Annotated in this window: 20 protein-coding genes, 1 tRNA gene and 1 pseudogene; 17 read left to right on the top strand and 5 right to left on the bottom strand. The window is 68.1% G+C overall.

The genetic code is table 11. The annotated features are described in order from the left end of the window. Genes AC5Y4F_RS19355 through AC5Y4F_RS19340 form a run of 4 tightly spaced genes read left to right on the top strand, consistent with a single transcriptional unit; the run spans position 1 to position 4,171 of the window. Positions 1-927, top strand: a complete 927-nt coding sequence (locus AC5Y4F_RS19355; RefSeq protein ID WP_499997906.1) for an ABC transporter permease — start codon at positions 1-3, stop codon at positions 925-927. Then, positions 920-1,783, top strand: coding sequence for an ABC transporter permease (locus AC5Y4F_RS19350; protein ID WP_067938471.1), 864 nt, complete (start codon positions 920-922; stop codon positions 1,781-1,783). Before AC5Y4F_RS19355 ends, AC5Y4F_RS19350 begins: the two co-directional genes overlap by 8 nt. Further along, a complete protein-coding gene (locus AC5Y4F_RS19345; protein ID WP_499997904.1) occupies positions 1,780-3,408 on the top strand; it encodes a dipeptide ABC transporter ATP-binding protein in 1,629 nt (542 codons plus the stop codon). Before AC5Y4F_RS19350 ends, AC5Y4F_RS19345 begins: the two co-directional genes overlap by 4 nt. Before the next feature lie 4 nt (positions 3,409-3,412). Then, a complete protein-coding gene (locus AC5Y4F_RS19340) occupies positions 3,413-4,171 on the top strand; it encodes a Fic family protein (RefSeq protein ID WP_499997902.1) in 759 nt (252 codons plus the stop codon). Positions 4,172-4,630: 459 nt separating this feature from the next. On the opposite strand, the gene AC5Y4F_RS19335 is transcribed toward AC5Y4F_RS19340, so the two are convergent. Then, positions 4,631-5,488, bottom strand: coding sequence for an HAD-IB family hydrolase (locus AC5Y4F_RS19335; protein ID WP_067940542.1), 858 nt, complete (start codon positions 5,486-5,488; stop codon positions 4,631-4,633). A 480-nt stretch (positions 5,489-5,968) separates the two neighbouring features. Between AC5Y4F_RS19335 and ssd the strand changes: the two genes are divergently transcribed. From ssd to AC5Y4F_RS19295, 8 genes and pseudogenes are all read left to right on the top strand, one after another. Further along, the gene (gene ssd, locus AC5Y4F_RS19330) at positions 5,969-7,042 is read left to right on the top strand and encodes a septum site-determining protein Ssd (protein WP_499998068.1); all 1,074 of its coding nucleotides are present in this window, start codon (positions 5,969-5,971) and stop codon (positions 7,040-7,042) included. Then, complete coding sequence (locus AC5Y4F_RS19325; protein WP_499997900.1) at positions 7,039-8,202, top strand: TadA family conjugal transfer-associated ATPase; 1,164 nt, start codon at positions 7,039-7,041, stop codon at positions 8,200-8,202. The genes ssd and AC5Y4F_RS19325 overlap by 4 nt, the downstream gene beginning before the upstream one ends. Continuing rightward, complete coding sequence (locus AC5Y4F_RS19320) at positions 8,199-8,996, top strand: type II secretion system F family protein (RefSeq protein WP_499997898.1); 798 nt, start codon at positions 8,199-8,201, stop codon at positions 8,994-8,996. Before AC5Y4F_RS19325 ends, AC5Y4F_RS19320 begins: the two co-directional genes overlap by 4 nt. 15 nt (positions 8,997-9,011) lie before the next feature. Next, positions 9,012-9,084, top strand: a pseudogene (locus AC5Y4F_RS19315) (hypothetical protein); the annotation flags it as partial. A 12-nt stretch (positions 9,085-9,096) separates the two neighbouring features. Continuing rightward, on the top strand, positions 9,097-9,690 hold the full coding sequence (locus AC5Y4F_RS19310; RefSeq protein WP_197520708.1) for a type II secretion system F family protein: 594 nt from the start codon (positions 9,097-9,099) through the stop codon (positions 9,688-9,690). Positions 9,691-9,708: 18 nt separating this feature from the next. Next, the gene (locus AC5Y4F_RS19305) at positions 9,709-9,909 is read left to right on the top strand and encodes a DUF4244 domain-containing protein (protein ID WP_067940533.1); all 201 of its coding nucleotides are present in this window, start codon (positions 9,709-9,711) and stop codon (positions 9,907-9,909) included. A 23-nt stretch (positions 9,910-9,932) separates the two neighbouring features. Beyond that, the gene (locus AC5Y4F_RS19300) at positions 9,933-10,235 is read left to right on the top strand and encodes a TadE family type IV pilus minor pilin (RefSeq protein WP_082947834.1); all 303 of its coding nucleotides are present in this window, start codon (positions 9,933-9,935) and stop codon (positions 10,233-10,235) included. A gap of 31 nt (positions 10,236-10,266) precedes the next feature. Then, positions 10,267-10,569, top strand: a complete 303-nt coding sequence (locus AC5Y4F_RS19295; RefSeq protein WP_499998065.1) for an Rv3654c family TadE-like protein — start codon at positions 10,267-10,269, stop codon at positions 10,567-10,569. On the opposite strand, the gene AC5Y4F_RS19290 is transcribed toward AC5Y4F_RS19295, so the two are convergent. After that, positions 10,566-11,603, bottom strand: a complete 1,038-nt coding sequence (locus AC5Y4F_RS19290) for a PAS domain-containing protein (RefSeq protein ID WP_499997896.1) — start codon at positions 11,601-11,603, stop codon at positions 10,566-10,568. The genes AC5Y4F_RS19295 and AC5Y4F_RS19290 overlap by 4 nt on opposite strands. Positions 11,604-11,849: 246 nt before the next feature. Further along, positions 11,850-14,231 carry a DEAD/DEAH box helicase gene (locus AC5Y4F_RS19285; RefSeq protein WP_499997895.1) on the bottom strand — a complete coding sequence of 794 codons (2,382 nt, stop codon included), beginning with the start codon at positions 14,229-14,231 and terminating at the stop codon, positions 11,850-11,852. A 283-nt stretch (positions 14,232-14,514) separates the two neighbouring features. Here AC5Y4F_RS19285 and cspA point away from each other — a divergent pair, with 283 nt between their 5' ends. From cspA to topA, 3 genes are all read left to right on the top strand, one after another. Next, positions 14,515-14,718, top strand: coding sequence for a cold shock protein CspA (gene cspA, locus AC5Y4F_RS19280; RefSeq protein ID WP_007166602.1), 204 nt, complete (start codon positions 14,515-14,517; stop codon positions 14,716-14,718). A 179-nt stretch (positions 14,719-14,897) separates the two neighbouring features. Continuing rightward, entirely contained in the window at positions 14,898-15,497 is a 600-nt protein-coding gene (locus AC5Y4F_RS19275; protein WP_067940523.1) for a hypothetical protein, read from the top strand. A gap of 213 nt (positions 15,498-15,710) precedes the next feature. Continuing rightward, positions 15,711-18,533, top strand: coding sequence for a type I DNA topoisomerase (topA, locus tag AC5Y4F_RS19270; RefSeq protein WP_499997891.1), 2,823 nt, complete (start codon positions 15,711-15,713; stop codon positions 18,531-18,533). Positions 18,534-18,539: 6 nt separating this feature from the next. Here the strand turns inward: topA and AC5Y4F_RS19265 are convergent, their stop codons facing one another. Beyond that, entirely contained in the window at positions 18,540-20,222 is a 1,683-nt protein-coding gene (locus AC5Y4F_RS19265) for an adenylate/guanylate cyclase domain-containing protein (RefSeq protein WP_156750248.1), read from the bottom strand. Between the two features lie 96 nt (positions 20,223-20,318). Between AC5Y4F_RS19265 and AC5Y4F_RS19260 the strand changes: the two genes are divergently transcribed. Further along, positions 20,319-21,527, top strand: coding sequence for a DNA polymerase III subunit delta' (locus tag AC5Y4F_RS19260; RefSeq protein ID WP_067940516.1), 1,209 nt, complete (start codon positions 20,319-20,321; stop codon positions 21,525-21,527). Positions 21,528-21,670: 143 nt separating this feature from the next. Further along, a tRNA-Thr gene (locus AC5Y4F_RS19255) sits at positions 21,671-21,746 on the top strand. Between the two features lie 45 nt (positions 21,747-21,791). Here the strand turns inward: AC5Y4F_RS19255 and AC5Y4F_RS19250 are convergent. Next, positions 21,792-22,970, bottom strand: coding sequence for an IS481 family transposase (locus tag AC5Y4F_RS19250; protein WP_499997888.1), 1,179 nt, complete (start codon positions 22,968-22,970; stop codon positions 21,792-21,794). Positions 22,971-23,066 lie beyond the last annotated feature (96 nt).

Genomic DNA, 23,066 nt, shown 5'->3' with positions numbered 1-23,066 from the left:
ATGGGCTGGTATGTCGCACGCAGGATCGCCGTCATGGTGCCCGTCTTTCTGGGCGCCACCCTACTGATCTACGGAATGGTCTTCCTGCTGCCCGGCGATCCCCTGGCCGCCATCGCCGGAGACCGGCCGCTGACCCCGGCCGTGGCCGCTGCGCTTCGGGCACGCTACCACCTTGACGATCCGTTCATCCTGCAGTATCTGCGCTACCTGGGCGGCGTTCTGCGCGGCGACCTGGGTCACGCCTATTCCGGGCTGCCAGTCAGCGCCGTTCTGGCACATGCGTTTCCGGTAACGATCCGGCTCACACTGATCGCCCTGGTCGTGGAAGCGGTGCTGGGCATCGGGTTCGGAGTCGTATCCGGGCTGCGCCAAGGGGGACTCTTCGACGCCACGGTGCTGATCGCCGGGCTGATCATCATCGCGATCCCGATCTTCGTGCTTGGCTTTTTGGCGCAGTTCCTGTTCGGGGTCAAGCTGGGCATCGCACCGGTCACCGTTGGCGAGCGGGCGACATTCGCACGCTTGCTGCTTCCCGGAATCATCTTGGGCTCAGTATCATTCGCCTACGTCGTGCGGTTGACCCGATCCGCCGTGGCCGCCAACGCGCATACCGACTATGTCCGCACGGCGACCGCCAAGGGGTTGTCACGGCCACGGGTGGTGACGGTGCACATCCTGCGCAACTCGCTGATCCCGGTCGTGACGTTTTTGGGCGCCGACCTGGGGGCGCTGATGGGCGGTGCCATTGTGACCGAGGGCATCTTCAACATTCATGGTGTCGGCGGGGTTCTCTACCAGGCGGTCACCCGGCAGGAAGCGCCGACCGTGGTGTCGATCGTGACGGTGCTGGTCCTGATCTATCTGTTCACCAATCTGTTGGTAGACCTGCTCTATGCGGCCCTGGACCCGAGGATCCGCTATGGCTGAGCATTCTGGCTTTTGGGGCGAGACGTGGCGCAAGCTGCACCGCCGCCCGAAGTTCGCCGCCGCCGCCGTGCTGATCCTCCTCATTCTCCTTGTCGCGCTGTATCCCTCCTTGTTCACCCATGCCGATCCCAGCTATGCCGATCCGAGCCAGAGCCTGCGCAGCCCTTCGGCGGCGCACTGGTTCGGCACCGACCTGCAGGGCCACGACATCTACACGCGCACCATCTATGGCGCACGAGCGTCGGTGACGGTCGGCTTGGGCGCGACCCTGCTGGTCTTTTTCATCGGCGGGGCCCTGGGCGCGTTGGCCGGCTTCTACGGAGGCTGGCTCGACGCCGTCGTCTCCCGCGTCACCGACATCTTCTTCGGCCTGCCGCTGTTGCTGGCCGCGATCGTCCTCATGCAGGTTATGCACCATCGCACGGTGTGGACGGTGATCGCCATCCTGGCCTTGTTCGGTTGGCCGCAAATCGCCAGGATCGCTCGTGGTGCGGTGCTAGAGGTGCGCGGCAGTGATTATGTACTCGCAGCCAAAGCGTTGGGACTGAGCCGGTTTCAAACGTTGCTCCGTCACGCATTGCCCAACGCGGTGGGACCGGTGATCGCGATGTCCACGATTGCGTTGGGAGCCTTCATCGTCACGGAGGCCACGCTGTCCTACCTCGGGGTCGGGTTGCCCACCTCGGTGGTGTCGTGGGGTGGTGACATCAACCTCGCCCAGACGCGGCTGCGGGCCGGCTCGCCGATCCTGTTCTATCCCGCGGGCGCACTGGCGACGACGGTGCTGGCGTTCATGATGATGGGCGACGCCCTGCGCGACGCCCTGGATCCCGCGTCGCGAGCGAGACGGGCATGAGCCGTCCGGGCACCGCGCAGTCGCCGCTGCTGACCGTCGAAGGCCTGGAGGTCAGATTCGACGAGCGTCCCCCCGCGGTCGCCAGGGTAGATTTGAGCGTCCAGCGCGGCCAGACCGTTGCCGTGGTCGGCGAGTCGGGATCCGGGAAGTCCACCACGGCCGCCGCGATTCTGGGGCTGCTGCCGCCCGGTGGGCGAATCACCGCCGGCCGCATCACGTTTGACGGGCTCGACATCACCCGCGCGGATCGAAAGCTGCTGCGCTCTATCCGAGGCCGTCGCATCGGCTACGTGCCTCAAGACCCGATGACCAACCTCAACCCGGTCTGGAAAGTCGGTTTCCAAATCCGGGAAGCGTTGCGGGCCAACACCGATGGCCGTCAGGACAGGCGGCGCGCGGTGGAGCTGCTCGCCCAGGCGGGCATGCCAGATCCCGCGAAGCAGGCGGCCAAGTATCCGCACCAACTATCTGGCGGCATGTGCCAGCGAGCGCTCATCGCCATCGGGCTGGCGGGCCGCCCACAGTTGCTGATCGCCGACGAACCGACGTCGGCCCTGGACGTCACGGTGCAGCGACAGGTGCTCGACCACCTCGCGCACCTCACCGACGAACTGGGCACCGCGCTATTGCTGATCACGCACGATTTGGCGCTGGCCGCCGAACGGGCGGAGCACGTAGTCGTCGTCCACCGCGGCGTCGTGGTGGAAACCGGTGCCGCACAGGCTATTCTGCGCGAACCACAGCACGAGTACACCCAGCGATTGGTGGCTGCGGCGCCAGCACTGTCGCGCAGGAACCGCCCGACGGTCACCCGGACCGATGACATCCTCGTCGCCTCGGATCTCACCAAGGTCTACCGGGATTCGCACGGCGCACCGTGGCGGCGTGGCGAGTTTCGCGCCGTCGACGGGGTGTCCTTCCGGCTGCAACGGGCCCGCACTCTGGCGATCGTCGGCGAATCGGGCTCGGGAAAGTCGACGGTGGCCCGCATGGCGCTGGGTCTGCTTCAACCCACCTCGGGCGAAGTCGTTTTCGACGGCGCGAGGATCTCCGCCACCGCGGGCCGGGACACGATGATGGCCTTTCGCCGTCGCGTACAGCCGGTGTTTCAAAACCCCTACAGCAGCCTGGACCCCATGTACTCGGTGTTTCGAGCCATCGAGGAACCGCTGCGGATCCACCGCGTCGGAGATCGCAGGGATCGGGAGAAAGCCGTGCGCGTACTCGTCGATCAGGTGGCGCTGCCGTCGTCGGTGCTGAGCAGCTTGCCACGCGAGCTGTCGGGCGGGCAACGCCAGCGAGTGGCGATCGCGCGGGCGTTGGCATTGCGGCCCGAGGTGCTGGTCTGCGACGAGGCGGTGTCCGCGCTCGACGTCTTGGTGCAGGCGCAAATACTCGACCTGCTGGCCGACCTGCAGGCCGAACTCGGCCTGGCCTATTTGTTCATCAGCCACGACCTGGCGGTGATCCGGCAGATCGCCGATGACGTCCTAGTGATGCGGGCGGGCCGCGTGGTGGAGCACGCCCCCGCCGAGCGCCTGTTCCGCGATCCCGGGCACGAATACAGCCGGCAGTTGCTGGACGCCATCCCGCGCGCGCCGCAATCCGACGGGGATAGGTTGTGAGGTTGTGACAGCTGACCCGCTGGCCCCCCTGATGGAATTGCCCGGCGTCGCCGAGGCCAGCGACCGCGCCCGCGAAGCGCTGGGGCGTGCCCACCGACACCGTGCCAACCTGCGAGGATGGCCGGTGACCGCGGCCGAGGCGGCGCTGCGGGCGGCGCGGGCGTCGTCGGTTCTCGATGGTGGCCCCGTCCGGCTGGAGGACCTCGCCGATGCCGGACAGATCAACGATCCGGTGTTCGGGGGAGCGCTTCGGGTGGCTCAGGAGCTGGAGGGCGGCGAGGGCCCGTTGGTGCGGACCTGGGAGCGGGCACCCCTGCAAGCACTGGCGCGCTTGCACATGCTGGCGGCTGCGGACTTGGCCGACGAAGATCGACTGGGCCGACCACGCGCCGACGCCGAGGTGCAGGCGCGTCTGGCATTGCTGGCGGACATCGTGGGTGGCCGCACCCAGGTGCCGGCGCCGGTGCTTGCCGCCGTCGCGCACGGCGAGTTACTGACGCTGAAGCCATTCGGCAGCTCTGACGGGGTGGTGGCTCGCGCGGTGGCGAGACTGGTGACCATCGCCACCGGCCTGGACCCACACGGGCTGGGTGTGCCGGAGGTCAGTTGGATGCGCCAACCGGCCGCGTATCGTGACGCCGCGCAGAAATTCGGCGAAGGCACGCCGGAGGGTGTTGGTGCCTGGCTGGTGCTGTGTTGCCGTGCCATGAAAGCCGGTGCGCAAGAGGCCGTATCGATCGCCGACTCGATGTCGAACCGATAGCTGAAGCGGTGGCGATACCCGGGAAGACGTCACCGGAAAAAGGCCACAAACGTGCAGAGCGGGCGACGTTCCGAATGTTCGGTCCGCCGCCCGCTAGCACGGGACTCGGTTACCAAGCGTGCATCTCGGGGTTGCGTGGGTTGGCCTCGGCGATCTCACGACGCTTCCGGTTGCGACCCCACCCAAAGGGCCGTCGACACCTTCCACATTTCGCAATTTCGCAGGCCCGCAACACTTCTGCCATTTTCGCGGCTATGACTCCGCGTGGGTGCCGAGCACCGTGCTGGGCGCCCGGGTCGGGAGAACGAACCTTCTCTTCCGGCTCGATCTAGGCCTCACCGGGCTTCCGTGGTTCCTTTGTACTACTAGACCACTAGCACAGCAAGGCCCAATTGCGAATAGCGCCGAATCCGTTTCGGATTGCGCGCTTAACGAGTTTGCCGTCGCGTACCGCCGGGCTCAGAAAGCGTAACGGCGCAACAACGAATACGTGACCGCCCCGGCGGCCAGCGCACTGATGCTCACCGCGGCGGTCGTCGCGATCGCGGCGCCGGATGGCGCCGGGATGCGGTCGCGCAACGACACCGGCTTGGAGAACGACATCACCGGCCACCCTCGTTCCAGGGCTTCCCTGCGCAGGCCGCGGTCGGGATTGACGACGCTGGGGTGGCCGACGGCCTCGAGCATCGGAAGATCGGTGATCGAGTCCGAGTAGGCGTAGCAGTATTCCAGCGGATAGCCCTCGCGCGCGGCCAGTTCGCGGATCGCTTGCACCTTGCCCTCGCCGTAGCAGTAGAAGGCGATCTCCCCGGTGTACCGACCGTCTTCGACGACCATCCGGGTTGCCATCGCATGGGTTGCCCCCAGGGCCCGGGCGATCGGGGCGACGATTTCTTCGCCGGAGGCCGACACCACCACGACGTCGCGGCCGCACAACTTGTGTGCCGCGATCAGGTCGGCGGCCTCGGCGAACACCAGCGGAGTCACGATGTCGTGCAGGGTCTCGTTGACGATCGACTTGACCTGTTCGACGTCCCAGCCGGTGCACATATTGGTCATGTGAGCGCGCATCCGATCCATCTGGTCATGATCGGCACCGGAGAGCAGATAGATGAACTGGGCGTAGCTGGACTTGAGTACGGCGCGGCGATTGAGCAGGCCCTGATTGAAAAATGGTTTGCTGAACGCCAGGGTGCTGGACTTGGCGATGATGGTCTTGTCCAGGTCGAAGAAGGCCGCCGTCCGGGCGTGGGGGGCGAGGGTTGGCGTTGATTGCTCCGAGGCCGACTGCTCCGCGGTGGGGTCGAAGACGGTCACCGACCCAGCATAGGTCGGTGGTCCCGCCAGGGGGCGACCCCGCACCGGGAAAAGGCCGCTCAGCGATTGGAGGTGCCGGCGTAGCGGTGTTTACGCGGCTCAAGCCGTTCTTTTCAGCAAATGAACTCTTGCGTTATTACGGCTTGTCATGTGTATAGTAAGCAGTACTCGGCTTGAGCCGAGGGTGTATCAGCCCGACCCCCCGGGGCTGATGCACGACGACCCTCGCCTCCTCCCCCCCTGGCGGGGGTCGTCCCATTTCTACGGTCAGCATTGTCGGTGCACGCCGCCAGGCTCGGCTCTCGATGCGTTGCGGGAAGGTGGGACCGTCGTCGCTGGCGGCCTGCCTCGCGACATGTTTGTGCACACTCGCGTCTCTATCCACAAATCCGCATTTGGGACTGTTGTGCCAAGGTCACGATCCCGCACAGTGGTCGGGTGGCAGGCAGTTCCGGAGTCGATGCGACGGGTTCCGTGGGTGTGTTGGCGGTCCTAGCGGATCCCGACATGCGCGCCGAGTTGGACCGGGTGGCGGCGGCCGCCGGCGTCCGGGTGGTGTATGCCAGCGACGTGTCTCCGGTCAGCCGCAAGAGTTGGTCGGCGGCTGCGGCCGTTGTGCTGGACGCGCGGGCGGCGGCGAGTTGCGGGCGATCGGCGTTGCCACGGCGCGATCACGTCACCGTGCTGACGGCGGCCGAACCGGAGACGACGACCTGGGCGGCCGCCGTCGGGGTTGGCGCCGAGCGCGTGTTGCGACTGCCCGGGCAAGAAGCCGACCTGGTCGGCGCCCTCGCCGACGCCGCCGAGTCGTCTCGCGACGACGGGTCGCGCGGACACGCGGTCGCCGTCATGGGGGGCTGCGGCGGAGCGGGCGCATCCCTGCTTGCGGTCGCCTTGGCGCACGCCGCCCCGGACGCCTTGTTGGTGGACCTCGACCCGTGGGGTGGCGGCCTGGACTTGTTGCTGGGCGGCGAAACGATGCCGGGGCTGCGCTGGCCGGATTTGGCGTTGCAGGGTGGTCGGCTCAACTGGTCGGCGGTCCGCGATGCGCTGCCGCTTCACCGCGGAGTCAGCGTGCTGTCCGGCACGCGGCGCGGTTACGAGTTGGACGGCGGGCCGGTGCACGCCGTCGTCGACGCGGGCCGGCGCGGCGCGGTGACCGTGATCTGCGATCTGCCCCGTCGTCTCACCGACGCGACCCAAGCCGCGCTGAACGCCGCCGACCTCGTGGTCGTCGTCAGCCGCTGCGACGTGCGGGCATGCGCGGCTACGGGTGCGCTGGTTCCGGTTTTGGCGTCCATCAATCCCAACGTCGGTCTGGTAGTGCGGGGTCCGTCGCCGGCGGGATTGCGGTCGGCGGAAATCGCCGACATCGTCGGTCTGCCGTTGCTGGCGGCGATCAAAGCGCAGCCGCGACTGGGCGAGCAGGTCGACCGCGGCGGCCTGCGGCTGGGGCGACGCTCTGCGCTCGCGGTGGCGGCGCGCCAAGTCCTCGGCGTCCTCCCGCCTGTTGGTGCGCGGCGGCGGACGGGCCAGAATGGCAAGGCGGCGTGAGCGGTTCGCTGATCGAACGCGTCCGCGAGCGACTGGCCGGTGAGGCAGGTCCGCTCGGGCCGGCGGTGGTGGCCGCCGCGATCCGGGCCGAGTCCGGTGGGATGCTCGGTGACACCGAGGTGCTGGCCAACCTTCGGGTGCTGCAGACCGAGCTCACCGGTGCCGGCATCCTCGATCCGCTGCTGAGCGCGGATGGGACGACGGATGTCCTGGTCACCGCGCCGGATGCCGTGTGGGTAGACGACGGCATCGGCCTGCGGCGCACCGACATCCGTTTCACGGACGAAGCGGCGGTGCGACGGCTGGCGCAGCGCCTGGCGCTGTCCGCCGGCCGCCGATTGGACGACGCGCAACCCTGGGTGGACGGCGAGCTGACCGGCATCGGTGCCGGCGGGTTCGCGGTGCGTCTGCACGCGGTGTTGCCGCCGGTGGCCGCCGCGGGCACCTGCATCTCACTGCGCATCCTGCGGCCCGCCAGTCAGGAGTTGGCGGCCCTGATCGCCGCCGGTGCGATCGCGCCCGCGGCCGCCGCGCTGGTCACCGACATCATCGACGCAAGGCTTGCGTTCTTGATCAGTGGCGGCACCGGGGCCGGGAAGACGACGCTGCTCGCCGCGATGCTGGGCGCAGTGCCGCCCACGGAGCGGATCGTCTGTGTCGAGGATGCCGCGGAGCTGGCGCCCCGCCACCCACATTTGGTGAAGCTCGTTGCCCGGTGCGCCAACATCGAAGGCGTTGGCGAGGTTCCGGTGCGCCAGCTGGTTCGGCAGGCGCTGCGGATGCGTCCTGACCGCCTCGTCGTCGGCGAGGTCAGGGGCGCCGAGGTGGTGGATCTGCTGGCCGCGCTGAACACCGGCCACGACGGCGGCGCGGGTACCGTGCACGCCAACAGCCCCGCGGAGGTTCCCGCGCGCCTCGAGGCATTGGGTGCGCTAGGCGGCCTCGACCGCGCCGCACTGCACAGCCAACTCGCCGCCGCCGTGCAGGTTTTGCTGCATGTCGAGCGCGATCGTGCCGGGCGGCGGCGGCTTAGCGAAATCGCTGCGCTGCAACATGATCAAGGGCAGGTACGCGCGGCCACCGTGTGGCATGCGGATCGGGGCATGGCGGATGCTGCGCCACAGCTGCAGCGCCTGCTGCGCAGCCGGTTGCCGGCGTGAACGGCCCGCTGGCCGGGGCGTTGCTGTTGTCGATCGCGCTGATCGTCGTTCGGCCCTCCGTGCGACGACGACTGTCGGCCTCGCGGCACCGGCGGCTCCCGACGGCCGGGCTTCGCGGGATCACCTGCGTCGCCGCTGGGATCGGCTGCACCGCCGTTATCGCGCTGCCGCTGACGACCGTCCTGTCCATCGCGGTCGTAGGCGCGACCGCGGGACTGCGGTATCGGCGACGATGGCGCATCCGGCGTGCCACCGCTGAGGGTCATGCGCTGCAATCCGTGCTCGAGGTATTGGTCGGCGAGTTGCGGGCCGGCTCGCATCCCGTGCGCGCGTTCTGTGTCGCGGCCGACGACACCACCGGTGCGGTTGCGATATCGCTGCGTTCGGTGGCGGCCCGTGCCAGGTTGGGCGCCGACGTCGCGTCCGGGTTGGCCGCGGCGGCCCGACACTCGGCGCTGCCCACGCATTGGGAACGGCTCGCGTTGTGTTGGCGCCTGGCCAGCGACAACGGGCTGGGGATAGCCACCCTGATGCGCGCCGCGCAGCGCGATATCGCCGAGCGTCAACGGTTTTCGGCCCGCGTGTCCTCGAGCATGGCCGGCGCACGAGCAACCGCGGCGATACTCGCCGCGCTGCCGGTGCTCGGCGTGATGCTGGGCCAACTGATCGGCGCTCGGCCACTGCGTTTCTTGTTGGGCGGGCATGCGGGCGGATGGCTGTTGCTCGTCGGCTCGGCGCTGGCCTGCGTCGGCCTGCTGTGGGCGGATCGCATCGCCGATCGGGTCGCGTCATGAATCGCGCCGGCGACGATGCAGAGCGCAGCGATGAGGAGGAGTGGCGCCATGAATCTCGCCGGCGACGATGCAGAGCGCAGCGATGAGGAGGAGTGGCGCCATGAATCTCGCGGGTGTGCTGCTGGCCGCGGCACTGTGGATCGATCCGAGTCCCTCGCTGGTCCGCAGCCGCGCCGGGATGCCGATGCGTGGCGCTCGACCGTTGCGGGGCCCGGCACCGGCGCGCGGCCCGGATCCGCTGGCGGTCGCCTCCTGCCTGGACGTGCTGGCCGTGTGCCTGGCGGCGGGCATGGCCGTGTCGACGGCCGCGGCCGCCGCAGTCCCATCCGCACCGCCCAACTTGGCCAGGGTGCTGCGCCGGGCCGCCGACCTGCTTGCGCTCGGAGCCGATCCCGCTGTCGCATGGTCCATTCCGTCCGGCCCGCACAACTCGGTCGAACCCCCGATCGCTGCCCTGCTGCGGTTGGCCAGGCGCTCGGCGTCCTCGGGGGCGGCGCTGGCCGGTGGCGTCAGCGAGTTGGCCGAGGAGTCCCGCCACGACGCCGCACACGCGGCGAGCGCCGCCGCCGAGCGGGCCGGCGTACTGATCGCCGGACCTTTGGGCCTGTGCTTCCTGCCGGCGTTCGTCTGCTTGGGGATCGTCCCGGTGGTGGCCGGCTTGGCCGGTGATGTCCTGCAGTCGGGCCTGCTGTGAAACGAAAGGAAGACGTTGATGGTCAACAAGATTCGCGAATTCTTCGCAGGTGCTGCGGTGCTGATGGCCGACGAGTCGGGCATGTCGACGGTCGAGTACGCCATCGGCACCATCGCCGCGGCCGCCTTCGGCGCGGTGCTCTACACCGTCGTCACCGGGGACTCGATCGTCTCGGCGCTGACCAACATCATCGGTCGTGCGCTCAACACCAAGGTGTAGCCGGCAGTACGGGTGCCAGCACCGTGGAGGCGGCACTGGGCATCGCCGCGCTCGTGGTCGTGCTGGTGCTGTGTTTGGCCGGTGTCACCGCGGTTTCGATGCAGGTGCGTTGCATCGACGCCGCCCGCGAAGCCGCCCGGTTGGCGGCTCGCGGCGACCAACGCTCAGCCGTGGCCGCCGCGCGCCGGCTCGCGCCGGGTGGTGCCCGAGTCGACCTGCGGCGCGACGGTGACTTCCTGGTGGCCAGTGTCGTCGCCCATTCAAAGTTGTTGCCCACCATCGACATCGCCGCCAGGGCGGTCTCGGCCGCCGAGCCGTCGCGGTGAGCGGGGCTCGGCCACCTTGGTCGCGGTGTGGATGATCGTCGTGCTGCTGACGGTGACCGGCGCCGGCGCGTATCTGGGCTCGGCGGTCGTGGCACGGCATCGCGCCCAGGCGGTGGCCGATCTGGCCGCCTTGGCGGCCGCTGCGCGGTTGAGTTCTGGAGCCGATGCGGCCTGCGCCCGCGCTGCGGGCGTGGCTCGCCAGATGCGCACCGACGGCATCCGCTGTGCGGTGGACGGTCTCGACGTCGTTGTCACGGCGCGGGTGGCCGTCGCTTTCGGCGGCGTGGCGACGGCCGCCGCGCGGGCCGGGCCTGCGACCGGGGGAGCCGACTAGGGCGCGGCGTCGGGGGAGGGCAACAATCCCGCGGTGGCAAGCTCGTCGTCGGTGGGCAGCCGCAGGGACACCAGTCCGGCATATGCATCCGGTTCCAATTCGACCCGGTTGACGGTGACGTGCACCGGGACCCAATCGCCGTCATACCCGGGCATCCGTAACACCCCGCTCGTGGCGCCCCCGCTGAATTCCCTTGTCATGCTGGTCATCAGGGCATGGTCGTCGGGGTGGACCCTGGGCTTGCCCGTCTCACTGCTGTGCCAGTCGTAGAAGGGGCAGGGCTCGTCGAGCCATTTCAGCAGGACCCAGGTGTTGAGATCGATCAGTGCGCGATGCACCCCGGCCTGGGCCAGGCTACTCAGGATTCGTTGCGCGAGAACGTCGGTCGAAACCTCCGGGCCCTTCAGTTCGGATCGCCAGTTCATCGCCCGCGCCACCAAGTGCTCCCTACCGTCGGGTCCCGGCTCCAGGATCGTGCGGGCCACGAAACCTATCCGGATCGGCTCGCCTCGCCAGTCCGTCAGATCCCAAGTGCTGCACAGCGTTTGGTCGGGCTTGGCCTTGACCGCCATGGCCAGCACCTTGGTTTCGTTAGGGTTGAGTTCCCGCGTCGGAAGGTCCTCGGCGAATGCCCTGCCGAACGTGACTTCGACCTCGGGATTCTTGCCGCTGTTGAGCAGCGATTCGCGGGTGTCGGTGGCCACGCCGAGGGTGAGGTCCCACTTGAGCGGCCCCGGGATCGGCCGGTCGGGCGGCTCGACGTCGGCGGGGCCGGTCCAGACATGCACGCCGTGGATGAAGCCGTCGGACATCACGACCGGCTCCGTGCGAATGATGCGGTCCCGCTTGGGCGTGATGCTGGTCAGGGCCTGGCCGGTCTGCACCGATTCGGCGATCGCCGTGCGAACCGCGGCAAGGTAGGGGCTGCGGCGCAGGAAAGTGGTGATGGGGACGAGATTTTTCAGTTGGCGACCCTGCGCCACGACGGTGGGATCACCCCCGAGTGTCTCCACGAGCAACCAGTCGTGGGCCATGCGGCCGATTTTAGCGGTGGGCGGACCGGTCTAGGGGGCGCTGGGGGTGCGCCGGCGCCGAAGGCCCAGACACCGACCGACGTCGGCCGGTATCAGCGGTGCTTGCGATGCCGTCGCGGCCTTGGTAGCTTTTCCTGCTGCGCCCGCATCGTCGGGATTGTGCGGCGCACACCGAATCGAATCCGATCAGTGCGACAGCACGCCGCCATTTCTTGAGCAGCAGGAAATGCGTTCCAGGCGTGGGCGTCACAAGGCAAACCCAGTGGGTCGACCGTCGAGGGGTCGGTCGTCATCCGCGGGTTTACTCTCCCGTGGGCCCCGCGCTAATTCTGCGAGGACCAGCTTCAGCACCAGCACCGCGCCCGTCTTGTCAAGCGGGTCGTTGCCGTTGCCGCACTTGGGGGATTGCACGCACGACGGGCACCCCCGGGAGCACTCGCATGCTTCGATGGCGGCTGCTGTCGCACCCAACCAGGTGCGCGCCTGGCGAAAGCCCCGTTCGGCGAACCCTGCGCCGCCCGGATAGCCGTCGTAGACGAAGACGCTGGGCAGACCAAGGGGATCGGGCCCGACGGCGGTCGACAGACCACCAATGTCCCCGCGATCGCAACTGGCCACCAACGGCAGCAGGCCGATCGCCGCATGCTCGGCGGCGTGCAACGCTCCGGGGATCCGTGTGTCGTCAATCCCTTTGCGCTGCAGCGCATCTGCGGGGATGGTGTACATCACCGCCGTGGTGACCAGGGTGTGTTCCGGCATGTCCAGTTCGATGAAGTCGATCACCTCCCCGGAGAGCCTGCGACGCAGATAACCCACCACTTGATGGGTGACCCTGACCGGCACCAGACCCAGGGTGACCGGCCCGAACGTCAACCGCTCGCCCGTGCCGGTGACGGCGATATCGGTGATCTCGCGCGCGAACGTCGCGTAGCCGGGGTCCTCGGCGTGCACGAAGGCCATGCCTTCCTCGGTGTCTAGTGAGTCGACCACGTAGCTGTCACCTTGATGCAGATACACCGCGCCGGGGTGGACGGTGGCGGGCGCCTGTCCGGCGCCGGCGCTGCCCAGCAGCCGTCCGGTATCGGCCTCGACGATGACGACCTGACCGCCCGCCGAGCCTCGGATGTCCACGGCGGCATGCGGTTCCAGGCCGGGTACCGGAAAGTACTTGCCGCTGCGCCGCCGTAGCAGCCCGTCGTCGACCAGGCCGTCGGCCACCTCGGTGGCGCCGAAAGTGCGGACCTCCGCCTCGTCCAGCGGCAGTTCGGTTGCCGCGCACAGCAGCTGCGGACCCAGGATGTAGGGGTTCGCTGGGTCGATCACGACCCGCTCGACCGGCTTGTCGAGCAGCGCGGCCGGATTGTGCACCAGATAGGTATCCAGCGGATCGTCCCGGGCGATCAGCACCACCAACGCGCCTTGCCCGCGCCGCCCGGACCGGCCGGCCTGCTGCCAGAACGAGGCGACCGTGCCAGGGAATCCGGCGAGCACCACCGCGTCGAGCCCGGCGATGTCAACGCCCAACTCCAGCGCGTTGGTGGTGGCCAGGCCCCGCAACCGACCCTCAGCCAGCGCGCGCTCCAGCGCGGTGCGGTCCTCGGCGAGGTAGCCGGCCCGGTACGACGCCACCGTTCGGGACAGCTCCGGAGCGATGTCGTCCAGCCTCGCCTGGGCACCCAGCGCGGTCAATTCCGCTGCGCGGCGCGACCGCACGAATGTGAGTGTCTGGGCGCCCTCGGCGATCAGGTCGGCCATCACTCGCCCCGCCTCGGCACCTGCCGAGCGGCGCACCGGCGCGCCGTTCTCGCCGGTGAGGTCGCCGCGCAGCGCGGGCTCCCACAACGCCACCGTTCGGGCCCCCTGGGGTGAACCGTCCTCGGTGACCTCCTCGACCGGCAGCCCGATCAGCTCGGCGGCGGTCGCGCCCGGCGAATCCGTTGTCGCACTGGCGAAGATCACGGTCGGCGAGGACGAATAGCGGGCGCACAACCGCAACAGACGGCGCAGCACCATCGCCACGTTGGATCCGAAAACTCCACGGTAATAATGACATTCGTCGACGACCACGAATCGCAGACCACGCAGCAGGACGGCCCAGCGGGCGTGATTGCGCAAGATCGATAAATGGATCATGTCGGGGTTGGAGAACAACCAGCGCGAGCGTTCCCGGGCGAAGCGTCGGACGTCGGTGGGGCTGTCGCCGTCATAGGCGGTGGGCGCGACGTCACGCAGCCGCGGAACGGCCGCGGTGAGCGCGTGCGCGGCCCGCAACTGGTCATGGCCCAACGCCTTGGTCGGCGACAGGTAGAGCACCCGGGCCCGCGGATCGGTCGCTAACGCGTTGAGCACCGGAAGCTGATAAGCGAGGGACTTACCCGATGCGGTACCGGTGCTGAGCACCACGTGGCGGCCCGCGTACGCCAGGTCCGCGGCCGCGAACTGATGCGACCAGGGTGATTTGATCCCCAGCTCGGTGAACGCGCCGACCACGTCGGACTCGGCCCAGGTCGGCCAGTCACGCGGCCGGCCGCTGCGGGGTGGCAGTTCGGCGACATGGCGCAGCGGATGCTCGTCTGACGAGGTTGCGGCGAGTGCGGCGGCAAGCAGCTCACTGCCGAAACTCGCCATCTCACTCCTTCTGTGGCTCGCTGTGAATTCGGCCCTGCAGCCGGCCTTCGAATCGGCGGGAGACACAAGTCTGTCGCCGACGCGATGAACATGGTTGACTATTTGCGGTCGCAGCTTCTGTGTTCGTGTCAAACTTTCGCAGGATCGACGTTGCGGCCGCGGTTCCTGCGAGGTTAATCGGTCGGGTGAAGTTCCGGCGACTCAGCGAGGTATGGCGGTCGTACCAGGCCCGGGGCATCGAAAGGCGATGCCCCGCACCCAGAAGAAAAGGAAAGATCGAGAGATGCCACAGGGAACTGTGAAGTGGTTCAACGCGGAGAAGGGCTTCGGGTTCATTGCCCCAGAAGACGGTTCCGCCGATGTGTTTGTCCACTACACGGAGATCCAGGGTTCGGGCTTCCGCACCCTCGAAGAAAACCAGAAGGTCGAGTTCGAGATCGGCCATAGCCCTAAGGGCCCCCAGGCCACCGGAGTCCGCTCCGTCTAAAGACAGAGCAGACCTGAACGGATGCCCCCCGTGCAGACCCGCCCCGCGGGTCCAGCCGGGGGGTTTTCCTCTTTACTACGGCTTTACTGCAGCGGACCAGGGGCGCATCACCGTTGACACCGGGCGCCGCGCCGGTTGCCTCGAGACGCGAACGGGCGCGCTGGCCTACTGTCGGTGGCGTGAGCCAGCTTTCCTTCTTTACTGCGGAGTCGGTGCCGCCCGCGGTCGCCGATCTTTCCGGGGTGCTGGCGGCGTCCGGGCAGATCGTCACCGTGGGTGCCACCGGTGAGAATCCCGTCTCGGGTGCGCGGCTGTCGGTGGTCGTGGATCAGCCCTGGCGGGCGTCGGCGCTGGCCGAGATGATCCGGGAGGCGGGCCTGGTTGCCGAAATCAGCCGGACCGACGAGGACAGCCCGCTGGTGCGGACGGCGGTGGACCCCTCACTGAGCACGCTGGCGACCGAATGGACGCGCGGTGCGGTCAAGACCGTGCCGCCGCGCTGGCTGCCGGGGCCGCGCGAACTGCGGGCGTGGACGCTGGCCGCCGGCAACCCGGAGGGCGAGCATTACCTGCTGGCATTGGATCCCCACGCGCCGGACACGCACTCGCCGCTGGCGTCGGCTTTGATGCGCGTCGGGATCGCGCCCACCCTGATCGGCACCCGCGGCGGTCGCCCGGCGCTGCGGATCAGCGGGCGCCGCAGGCTGTCGCGCCTGGTAGAGAACGTGGGGGAGCCGCCAGCCGGCGCCGAGGCCGTATCGCGCTGGCCGCGCGTTTAGCCAGGAGACAACGGCCAAAATCGCGTCGGCTTTGCGTTGTTGTCGCGAATGTCAGTTTGCGCGGGCGCGCCCAAGGGTGCGAAATTGTCAGGTGCCGCAGGGCGGAGGAACGGTCGCGTACCTGAATTTCACCGGAATTTTCGATGCCGACCTGTCATTCTTCCTGCAGGCGGTCTCGCGGGGGGACCAATCAGGGATGGAGCGTAAGGGCAGTTGGCTGACCCGAAACTGAAGAACACCGGCAGCGGCCAGAATGGCGGCCGTCGGCGGCTCGTGATCGTCGAGTCGCCCACTAAGGCGCGCAAACTTGCCAGCTACCTGGGCTCCAGGTACATCGTCGAATCGTCGCGCGGCCACATCCGCGACCTCCCCCGGGCCGCCGCCGACGTCCCGGCGAAATTCAAGTCGGAGCCGTGGGCCCGCCTCGGGGTCAACGTCGACGCGGACTTCGAACCGCTCTACATCATCAGTCCCGAGAAGAAGAGCACGGTCACCGAGCTGAAGGGCCTGCTCAAGGATGTCGACGAGCTCTATCTGGCCACGGATGGTGACCGCGAGGGCGAAGCCATCGCCTGGCATCTGCTGGAAACCCTCAAGCCGAACGTTCCGGTCAAGCGGATGGTGTTCCACGAGATCACCGAGCCGGCGATCTTGGAGGCCGCCGAAAATCCCCGAGACCTGGACATCGATCTGGTCGACGCGCAGGAAACCCGGCGCATCCTGGACCGCCTGTACGGCTACGAGGTCAGCCCCGTGCTGTGGAAGAAGGTCGCGCCCAAGCTGTCGGCGGGCCGGGTCCAATCGGTGGCCACCCGGATCATCGTGCAGCGCGAACGCGACCGCATGGCGTTTCGCAGCGCGTCCTACTGGGACATCGTGGCCCAGCTCGATGCGAGCGTGTCCGACCCGCTGGCGTCGCCGCCCACCTTCACCGCCCGCTTGACCAGCGTCGACGGCCTGCGCGTGGCCGCCGGACGGGACTTCGACTCGCTGGGTCAGCTGCGCAGGGCCGACGAAGTGACGATTCTCGACGAGGCGAGCGCGACGCAGCTGGCCGCGGGTCTGCGCGGCACCCAGCTCAACGTCGCGTCGGTGGAGGAGAAGCCGTACACAAGGCGCCCCTACGCGCCCTTCATGACCTCGACGCTGCAGCAGGAGGCCGGCCGCAAGCTGCGGTTCTCCTCCGAGCGCACGATGAGCATCGCCCAGCGGCTCTACGAGAACGGCTACATCACCTACATGCGTACCGACTCCACGACGCTGTCGGAGTCGGCGATCAACGCCGCGCGCACCCAGGCCCGCCAGCTCTACGGCGCCGAATACGTGGCCCCGTCGCCGCGCCAGTACACGCGCAAGGTCAAGAACGCCCAGGAGGCACACGAGGCGATCCGGCCCGCGGGCGAGACGTTCGCGACTCCCGACGCGGTGCGCCGCGAACTCGACGGCGACGAATTCCGCCTTTACGAGCTGATCTGGCAGCGTACGGTGGCTTCGCAGATGGCCGACGCGCGCGGCACCACGCTGAGCCTGCGGATCAACGGCACGGCGAGTGGTCCCGCCGGAGAACGGCAAGTGGTGTTCTCGGCCAGCGGTCGCACCATCACCTTCGCAGGCTTTTTGAAGGCCTACGTGGAGACGGTGGACGAATTGGCCGGCGGCGAGGCCGACGACGCCGAGAGCCGGTTGCCGCAGTTGACCCAGGGCCAGCGGCTGGATGCCATCGAGCTCACCCCCGATGGCCACGCCACCAACCCTCCGGCGCGCTATACCGAGGCGTCGTTGGTCAAGGCCCTTGAAGAGCTGGGCATCGGCCGTCCGTCGACGTACTCGTCGATCATCAAGACCATCCAGGACCGCGGCTACGTGCACAAGAAGGGCAGCGCGCTGGTCCCCTCATGGGTGGCGTTCGCTGTAACCGGTTTGCTGGAACAGCATTTCGGCCGCCTGGTCGACTACGACTTCACCGCCGCGATGGAAGACGAGCTCGACGCAATCGCTTCGGGACAGGAAAGACGCACCGACTGGCTCAACAACTTCTACTTCGGCGGCGAGCACGGGGTGGCCGATTCGGTGGCCCGCTCCGGTGGCCTGAAGAAGCTTGTCGGCGTGAACCTGGAAGGCATCGACGCTCGAGAAGTCAACTCCATCAAGCTCTTTGACGACGAGCAGGGCCGACCGGTGTATGTGCGCGTCGGCAAGAACGGGCCGTATCTGGAACGCATGGTGACCGGTGAGGACGGCGAGCCCAAGCCGCAACGGGCCAACCTCAACGACTCGCTGACCCCCGATGAGCTGACGCTGGAAGTGGCCGAGCAGCTTTTCGCCATGCCGCAAGAGGGTCGCGTGCTCGGGATCGACCCGGCGACCGGCCACGAGATCGTCGCCAAGGACGGGCGATACGGGCCATACGTTGCCGAGGTCCTGCCCGAGCCACCGCCCGACGACGACGGGAGCGCCGCGCCCGCGAAGAAGGGCAAGAAGCCCACCGGTCCCAAGCCTCGCACCGGTTCGCTGCTGCGCACCATGGACTTGCAGACGGTCACGCTCGAGGACGCGTTGCGGCTTCTTTCGCTGCCACGGGTGGTCGGCGTCGACCCCGCCTCCGGCGAGGAGATCACCGCACAGAACGGTCGTTACGGTCCATACCTTAAGCGCGGCACGGATTCTCGCTCGCTGGCGACCGAGGAGCAGATGTTCGACATCACCCTCGAGGAAGCGCTGAAGATCTATGCCGAGCCCAAACGTCGTGGTAGGCAAGGAGCCGCCGCGCCGCCGCTGCGTGAGCTGGGCGCCGATCCGGCGACGGGCAAGCCGATGGTGATCAAGGACGGCCGGTTCGGACCGTACGTCACCGATGGCGAGACAAACGCCAGCCTGCGCAAGGGCGACGACGTCGCCTCGATCACCGGCGAGCGCGCCGCCGAACTGCTGGCCGACCGCCGGGCGCGTGGCCCGGCGAAGCGTCCCGCCAAGCGGACGACCCGCAAGGCCCCGGCGAAGAAGGCCGCGGCCAAGAAGGCCGCCAAGCGCAGTTAATCCGGCTCAGTAGCCCGGGCCGATGGTCTCGCCGGACATCTCCTGGGCTCGTGCCTGAGTTGACGCGGAGTCCGTTTCGGCCAAGTGCACGGGGCGCGCCAGCTGGGTGGGTGCCCGGCGGCCGCGCAGCTCGACGACTTCGCCGACATCCCAGCACAGGGCTTCTGCGTCCAGCGCCCCGCTGACCGCGATCGCCGATGCGAGAACGTGCCCGGGCTCCAACTTGGCCAGCTCGGTCAGCCGGGCGGCCTCGTTGACCGGGTCGCCGATCACGGTGTACTCGAAGCGGGCCTGCGCGCCGATGTGACCGGCGATGGCCCGCCCGGACGACACCCCGATACCGAACTCGGCCGAACCGATCACCGGCAGCAGCGCGTCGTGCAATTCCCGGGCCGCGGCGAGCGCTCCACCTGGTGAGTCGGGGTGTTCGATCGGGGCGCCGAAGATGGCCAGCGCGGCGTCACCCTGGAACTTGTTGACGAAACCCCCGTGCTTACCAACGGTGTCCACGACCACCCGGAAAAACTCGTTGAGCAGGTGGACGACCTCGGCGGGCGGGCGGGTCGCGGCCAGCTGGGTGGAACCGACCAGGTCCACGAACAGCACCGCGACATCGCGCTCCTGGCCGCCGAGCTCGGTGCCACGCTCCAGCGCTCGTCGGGCCACGTCTTCACCGACGTAGCGGCCGAAGAGGTCGCGCAGTCGTTGCCGTTCGGACAGGTCGCGCACCATGTCGTTGAAACCCGCCTGCAGCAGGCCCAACTCGCTGGCGTCGTAGATCTGCATGTGCGCGTTGTAATTTCCGCGCTGCACCTCCGACAGCGCCCAGCGCAGCTGGCGCAGCGGGTCGGCGATCGACATGGCCACCAGCAGCGTGCTGACCAAACCGATGCCCAGCGCCGCCAGCGCCAGCAACAAGATCGGCGTGAACAACTTCTCCGGCGTGGCATGCAGCAGCGAGACCTTGTCGGCCACCACCGCCAGCACGATCGCCAGCACCGGCACGGCGGTGGACAGCATCCAGGTCAGGATCTGCCGCAGGATGACGCCGGGCGCCTTGACGTTCTCCGGCACCCCGCTGCGCAGGGCGGCCACCGCCACCGGCCGCAGCACCCGTTCGGACTGCAGGTAGCCGATGATCGAGGTGGCCGCGGCGCCGAGCCCGGTGGCCACCGCCACCACGGGCGCGGCAAATCGGGCCACCGACCAGCTGGCGATGATGAACACCACGCTGCCGATGGCCCACGCGACGATGCTGATCAGGGTGCGATAGAACGGCATTCGCAGCGCCCGGCTGCGGGCCAGCTCGGTGGCGGCCGGGTCGGCCTCGGCCAGCATGTTGTCGCGGCGCTGCCACCGGAACACCGGCATCAGCAACCGCAAGGTCACGGCCAAACCGGTCAGGAAGACGACGACCAGTGCGGTGGCGAAAATCGCGACATTCAAGACCGGCAGATCCTGTAACTGGATGCGATCTTCCGGCGGTAGCGCGTAGCGAAGGAAGCCGAGCACGAACAGGGCGCCGATGATGTCGGCCTGCAGCATGCTCAGTGAGAACAGCGGCCACGGCGTGCGCAGCACCCAGCGGACGAATGCGCTGATCCGCCCCGGTAGTGCCGCCACCGTTGTCACGAACCCACCGTATCGGTCACCGGCGACCCTTCGGAAACTTAATTCCGATGTCGGCAGGTCGCCCTGGTGTCACGACGATGCCGGAGATAACGGAATGATCGCGGTACGGCGGCCGTTCGGTATCTGTCGGCGGCGCCGTTAGTGTTACCTGTGATGTCCGGGGTGTTTACGCGGCTGGTAGGCCAGGATGCGGTGACGGCGCAGTTGCTGGCCGCCGCTCACTCCGCCCGTGGTGACTCAGCCCACAGCGGGGCGGCCGTCGGGACTATGACACATGCGTGGCTGATCACCGGGCCGCCGGGCTCCGGGCGCTCGGTGGCGGCGTTGTGCTTCGCGGCGGCGCTGCAGTGCACGTCGGACGGCGAGCCGGGCTGCGGGCGTTGCCACGCGTGCACGACGACGATGGCCGGCACCCACGCCGACGTGCGGCGGGTGGTCCCAGAAGGCCTGTCCATCGGTGTCGACGAGATGCGTTCGATCGTGCAGATCGCTTCGCGGCGGCCGGCCACCGGGCACTGGCAGATCGTGGTGATCGAGGATGCCGATCGGTTGACCGAAGGCGCCGCCAACGCCTTGCTGAAGGTGGTCGAGGAACCGCCGCCGTCGACGGTGTTCCTGCTGTGCGCGCCGTCGGTGGATCCCGAGGACATCGCCATCACGTTGCGTTCCCGGTGCCGGCATGTGGCGCTGGTGACGCCGTCGACCGTGGCGATTGCGCACGTGCTGGTCGACAGCGACGGCCTGACGCCCGACACGGCGAGCTGGGCGGCCTCTGTCAGCGGTGGGCATGTGGGCCGGGCGCGACGGCTGGCCACCGACCCCGAGGCCCGGGCGCGCCGGGAGCGGTCGCTGACGCTGGTGCGCGACGCCGCCACCCCGTCGCGGGCCTATGCCGCCGCCGAAGAGCTGGTGGCCGCCGCCGAAGCCGAGGCCATCGTGCTGACCGCGGACCGCGCGGAGGCCGAGACCGAGGAGCTGCGCACGGCTTTGGGCGCCGGCGGCACCGGCAAGGGCACCGCGGGCGCGATGCGCGGCGCGGCCGGCGCGATGAAGGACCTTGAGCGACGGCAGAAGTCGCGTCAGACCCGCGCCTCGCGCGATGCCCTGGACCGCGCGCTGATCGACCTGGCCACCTATTTCCGGGACGCGCTGATGACCTCCGCCAACGCCGCCGCGGTGCGGGCCAACCACCCCGACATGGCCGAGCGGGTCGCGGCCCTGGCTGCCCACGCCACGCCCGCGCGGCTGCTGCGCTGCATCGAAGCGGTGCTCGACTGCCGCGAGGCACTGGCGATCAATGTCAAGCCCAAGTTCGCCGTCGATGCCATGGTCGCCACCATCGGCCAAGAACTGCGCGACTAATCGCCCGGCGGCGATGCAGACGGGCGTAGCCATGTGAGGTGGGGTCTCCCCAGCCGCAAAGCGGCGAGGGGGAGAGCGGGCAATCCTAATTTCGTGGTGCCCGCCCGCCTGCCGTAGACTCGTGCCGCCCGGCGTGCGGGTATGCCGCCTTAGCTCAGTCGGTAGAGCGATTCACTCGTAATGAATAGGTCGGGGGTTCGATTCCCCCAGGCGGCTCCACTGTGATGAGTCGAGTCATAGGTGACAGATGAGTCGCGTCATGGGTTACAGATTCCCCGGCCATCGGCCGGGGTTTTTGTTTTGGTTGCGCCAGTAGTTTTTCTCCCCGTCGATGATGTGGCTGCTGAGGACGTGGTAGCCGGTTTTGCTGATCACGGTGACCGTGTGGGTGGTTACCAGGATCAGCACGGGGGTGTGGGCGTGGGTGATTCCGATGCCGAGGTGGTGTGGGCGGCTGCCGTGGCGCAGGGTGAGTTTGCCGAATTGGTCGACGATGTCGTGGCGGATGCGGAAGTGCTCGAGAGCTGTGGTGTGGGGTGTGGCTTTGGGTAGTGCGGTGTAAGCCTGAGCGGGTGTGCGGTGTTGGGTTAGGGCGCGGTGGGGCCGGGCGGTGTTGTAGAGCTCGCGGAAGTTATCGAGCAGGGTTTGGGCGTCGGTGAGGGTGGTGGGTCGCGGGCGTGGGGTCAGCCAGTGTTTGAGGGTTTGGTGAAAGCGTTCGATTTTTCCTTGGGTTTGCGGGTGGCCGGGGTGGCCGTTTTTTTGGGTGATGCCCAGGCTGGCCAAGAGGCGTTCGAAGTCGTTGTGGCCGTGGGTGAATCGTGAGGTGTAGACGGCGCCGTTGTCGGTCAGCGTGGAGGCGGGCAGGCCGAATTCGGCGGTGATGGCGGTGAAGCTGGCTACCACGTCGGGGCCGGTCACGCGGGGCAGGGCGGTGCAGTAAAGCAGGTATCGGGAGTGGTCATCGAGCCAGTTGAGGATCTCGAAATCGCTGCCATCGGCCAAAGTCCAGTGGGTGAAGTCTGATTGCCAGCATTCGTTAGGTTGGGACGCCTCGAAACGGATAAATGAGCTTTTGGGCCGTTTGCGTGGTTGGGCGGTGACCAGGCCGTGATGGTCCAGGATGCGCCGGATCGTCGAGGTCGATGGCACCGGCAGCCCCTGGTGAGCCAAATGCCATTGCAAGGTCACCGGGCCGGCATCGAGACCGTCGTCCACGAGTTGTTTACGCGTCAGCACGACCGCGACGATCACCTCATCGCTGACGGCGCGAGGGTTGCTGGCAGGCCGTCGTGAGCGGGGATCAACGGCTTCAAGACCGCCTTGGCGGTAGCGGGCAAGCAGCCGGTAGATGTGTTGGCGAGACAGCCCATAGACCTGACCCGCCTTCGTGACCGTGAGACGACCACTAGTGACTTCCAGGACGACCACGCGAGCTTTGGACATCCATGACTGTCACCTATGACGCGACTCATCAGGCATCGACACAGATGTCACCCATGACCCGACTCATCTGTCACCTATGTCGTGAACTCAGACACC

Source organism: Mycobacterium sp. NGS56 (genome assembly GCF_059812425.1).
This window is presented reverse-complemented; position numbering and strand designations above follow the sequence as displayed.

Coding starts and splice junctions, on each gene's coding strand:
- AC5Y4F_RS19355 (WP_499997906.1), top strand. CDS start 1: ATGGGCTGGTATGTCGCACGCAGGATCGCCGTCATGGTGCCCGTCTTT.
- AC5Y4F_RS19350 (WP_067938471.1), top strand. CDS start 920: ATGGCTGAGCATTCTGGCTTTTGGGGCGAGACGTGGCGCAAGCTGCAC.
- AC5Y4F_RS19345 (WP_499997904.1), top strand. CDS start 1,780: ATGAGCCGTCCGGGCACCGCGCAGTCGCCGCTGCTGACCGTCGAAGGC.
- AC5Y4F_RS19310 (WP_197520708.1), top strand. CDS start 9,097: ATGAATCTCGCGGGTGTGCTGCTGGCCGCGGCACTGTGGATCGATCCG.
- AC5Y4F_RS19305 (WP_067940533.1), top strand. CDS start 9,709: ATGGTCAACAAGATTCGCGAATTCTTCGCAGGTGCTGCGGTGCTGATG.
- AC5Y4F_RS19295 (WP_499998065.1), top strand. CDS start 10,267: ATGATCGTCGTGCTGCTGACGGTGACCGGCGCCGGCGCGTATCTGGGC.
- AC5Y4F_RS19290 (WP_499997896.1), bottom strand. CDS start 11,603: ATGGCCCACGACTGGTTGCTCGTGGAGACACTCGGGGGTGATCCCACC.
- AC5Y4F_RS19285 (WP_499997895.1), bottom strand. CDS start 14,231: ATGGCGAGTTTCGGCAGTGAGCTGCTTGCCGCCGCACTCGCCGCAACC.
- cspA (WP_007166602.1), top strand. CDS start 14,515: ATGCCACAGGGAACTGTGAAGTGGTTCAACGCGGAGAAGGGCTTCGGG.
- AC5Y4F_RS19260 (WP_067940516.1), top strand. CDS start 20,319: ATGTCCGGGGTGTTTACGCGGCTGGTAGGCCAGGATGCGGTGACGGCG.
- AC5Y4F_RS19250 (WP_499997888.1), bottom strand. CDS start 22,970: ATGTCCAAAGCTCGCGTGGTCGTCCTGGAAGTCACTAGTGGTCGTCTC.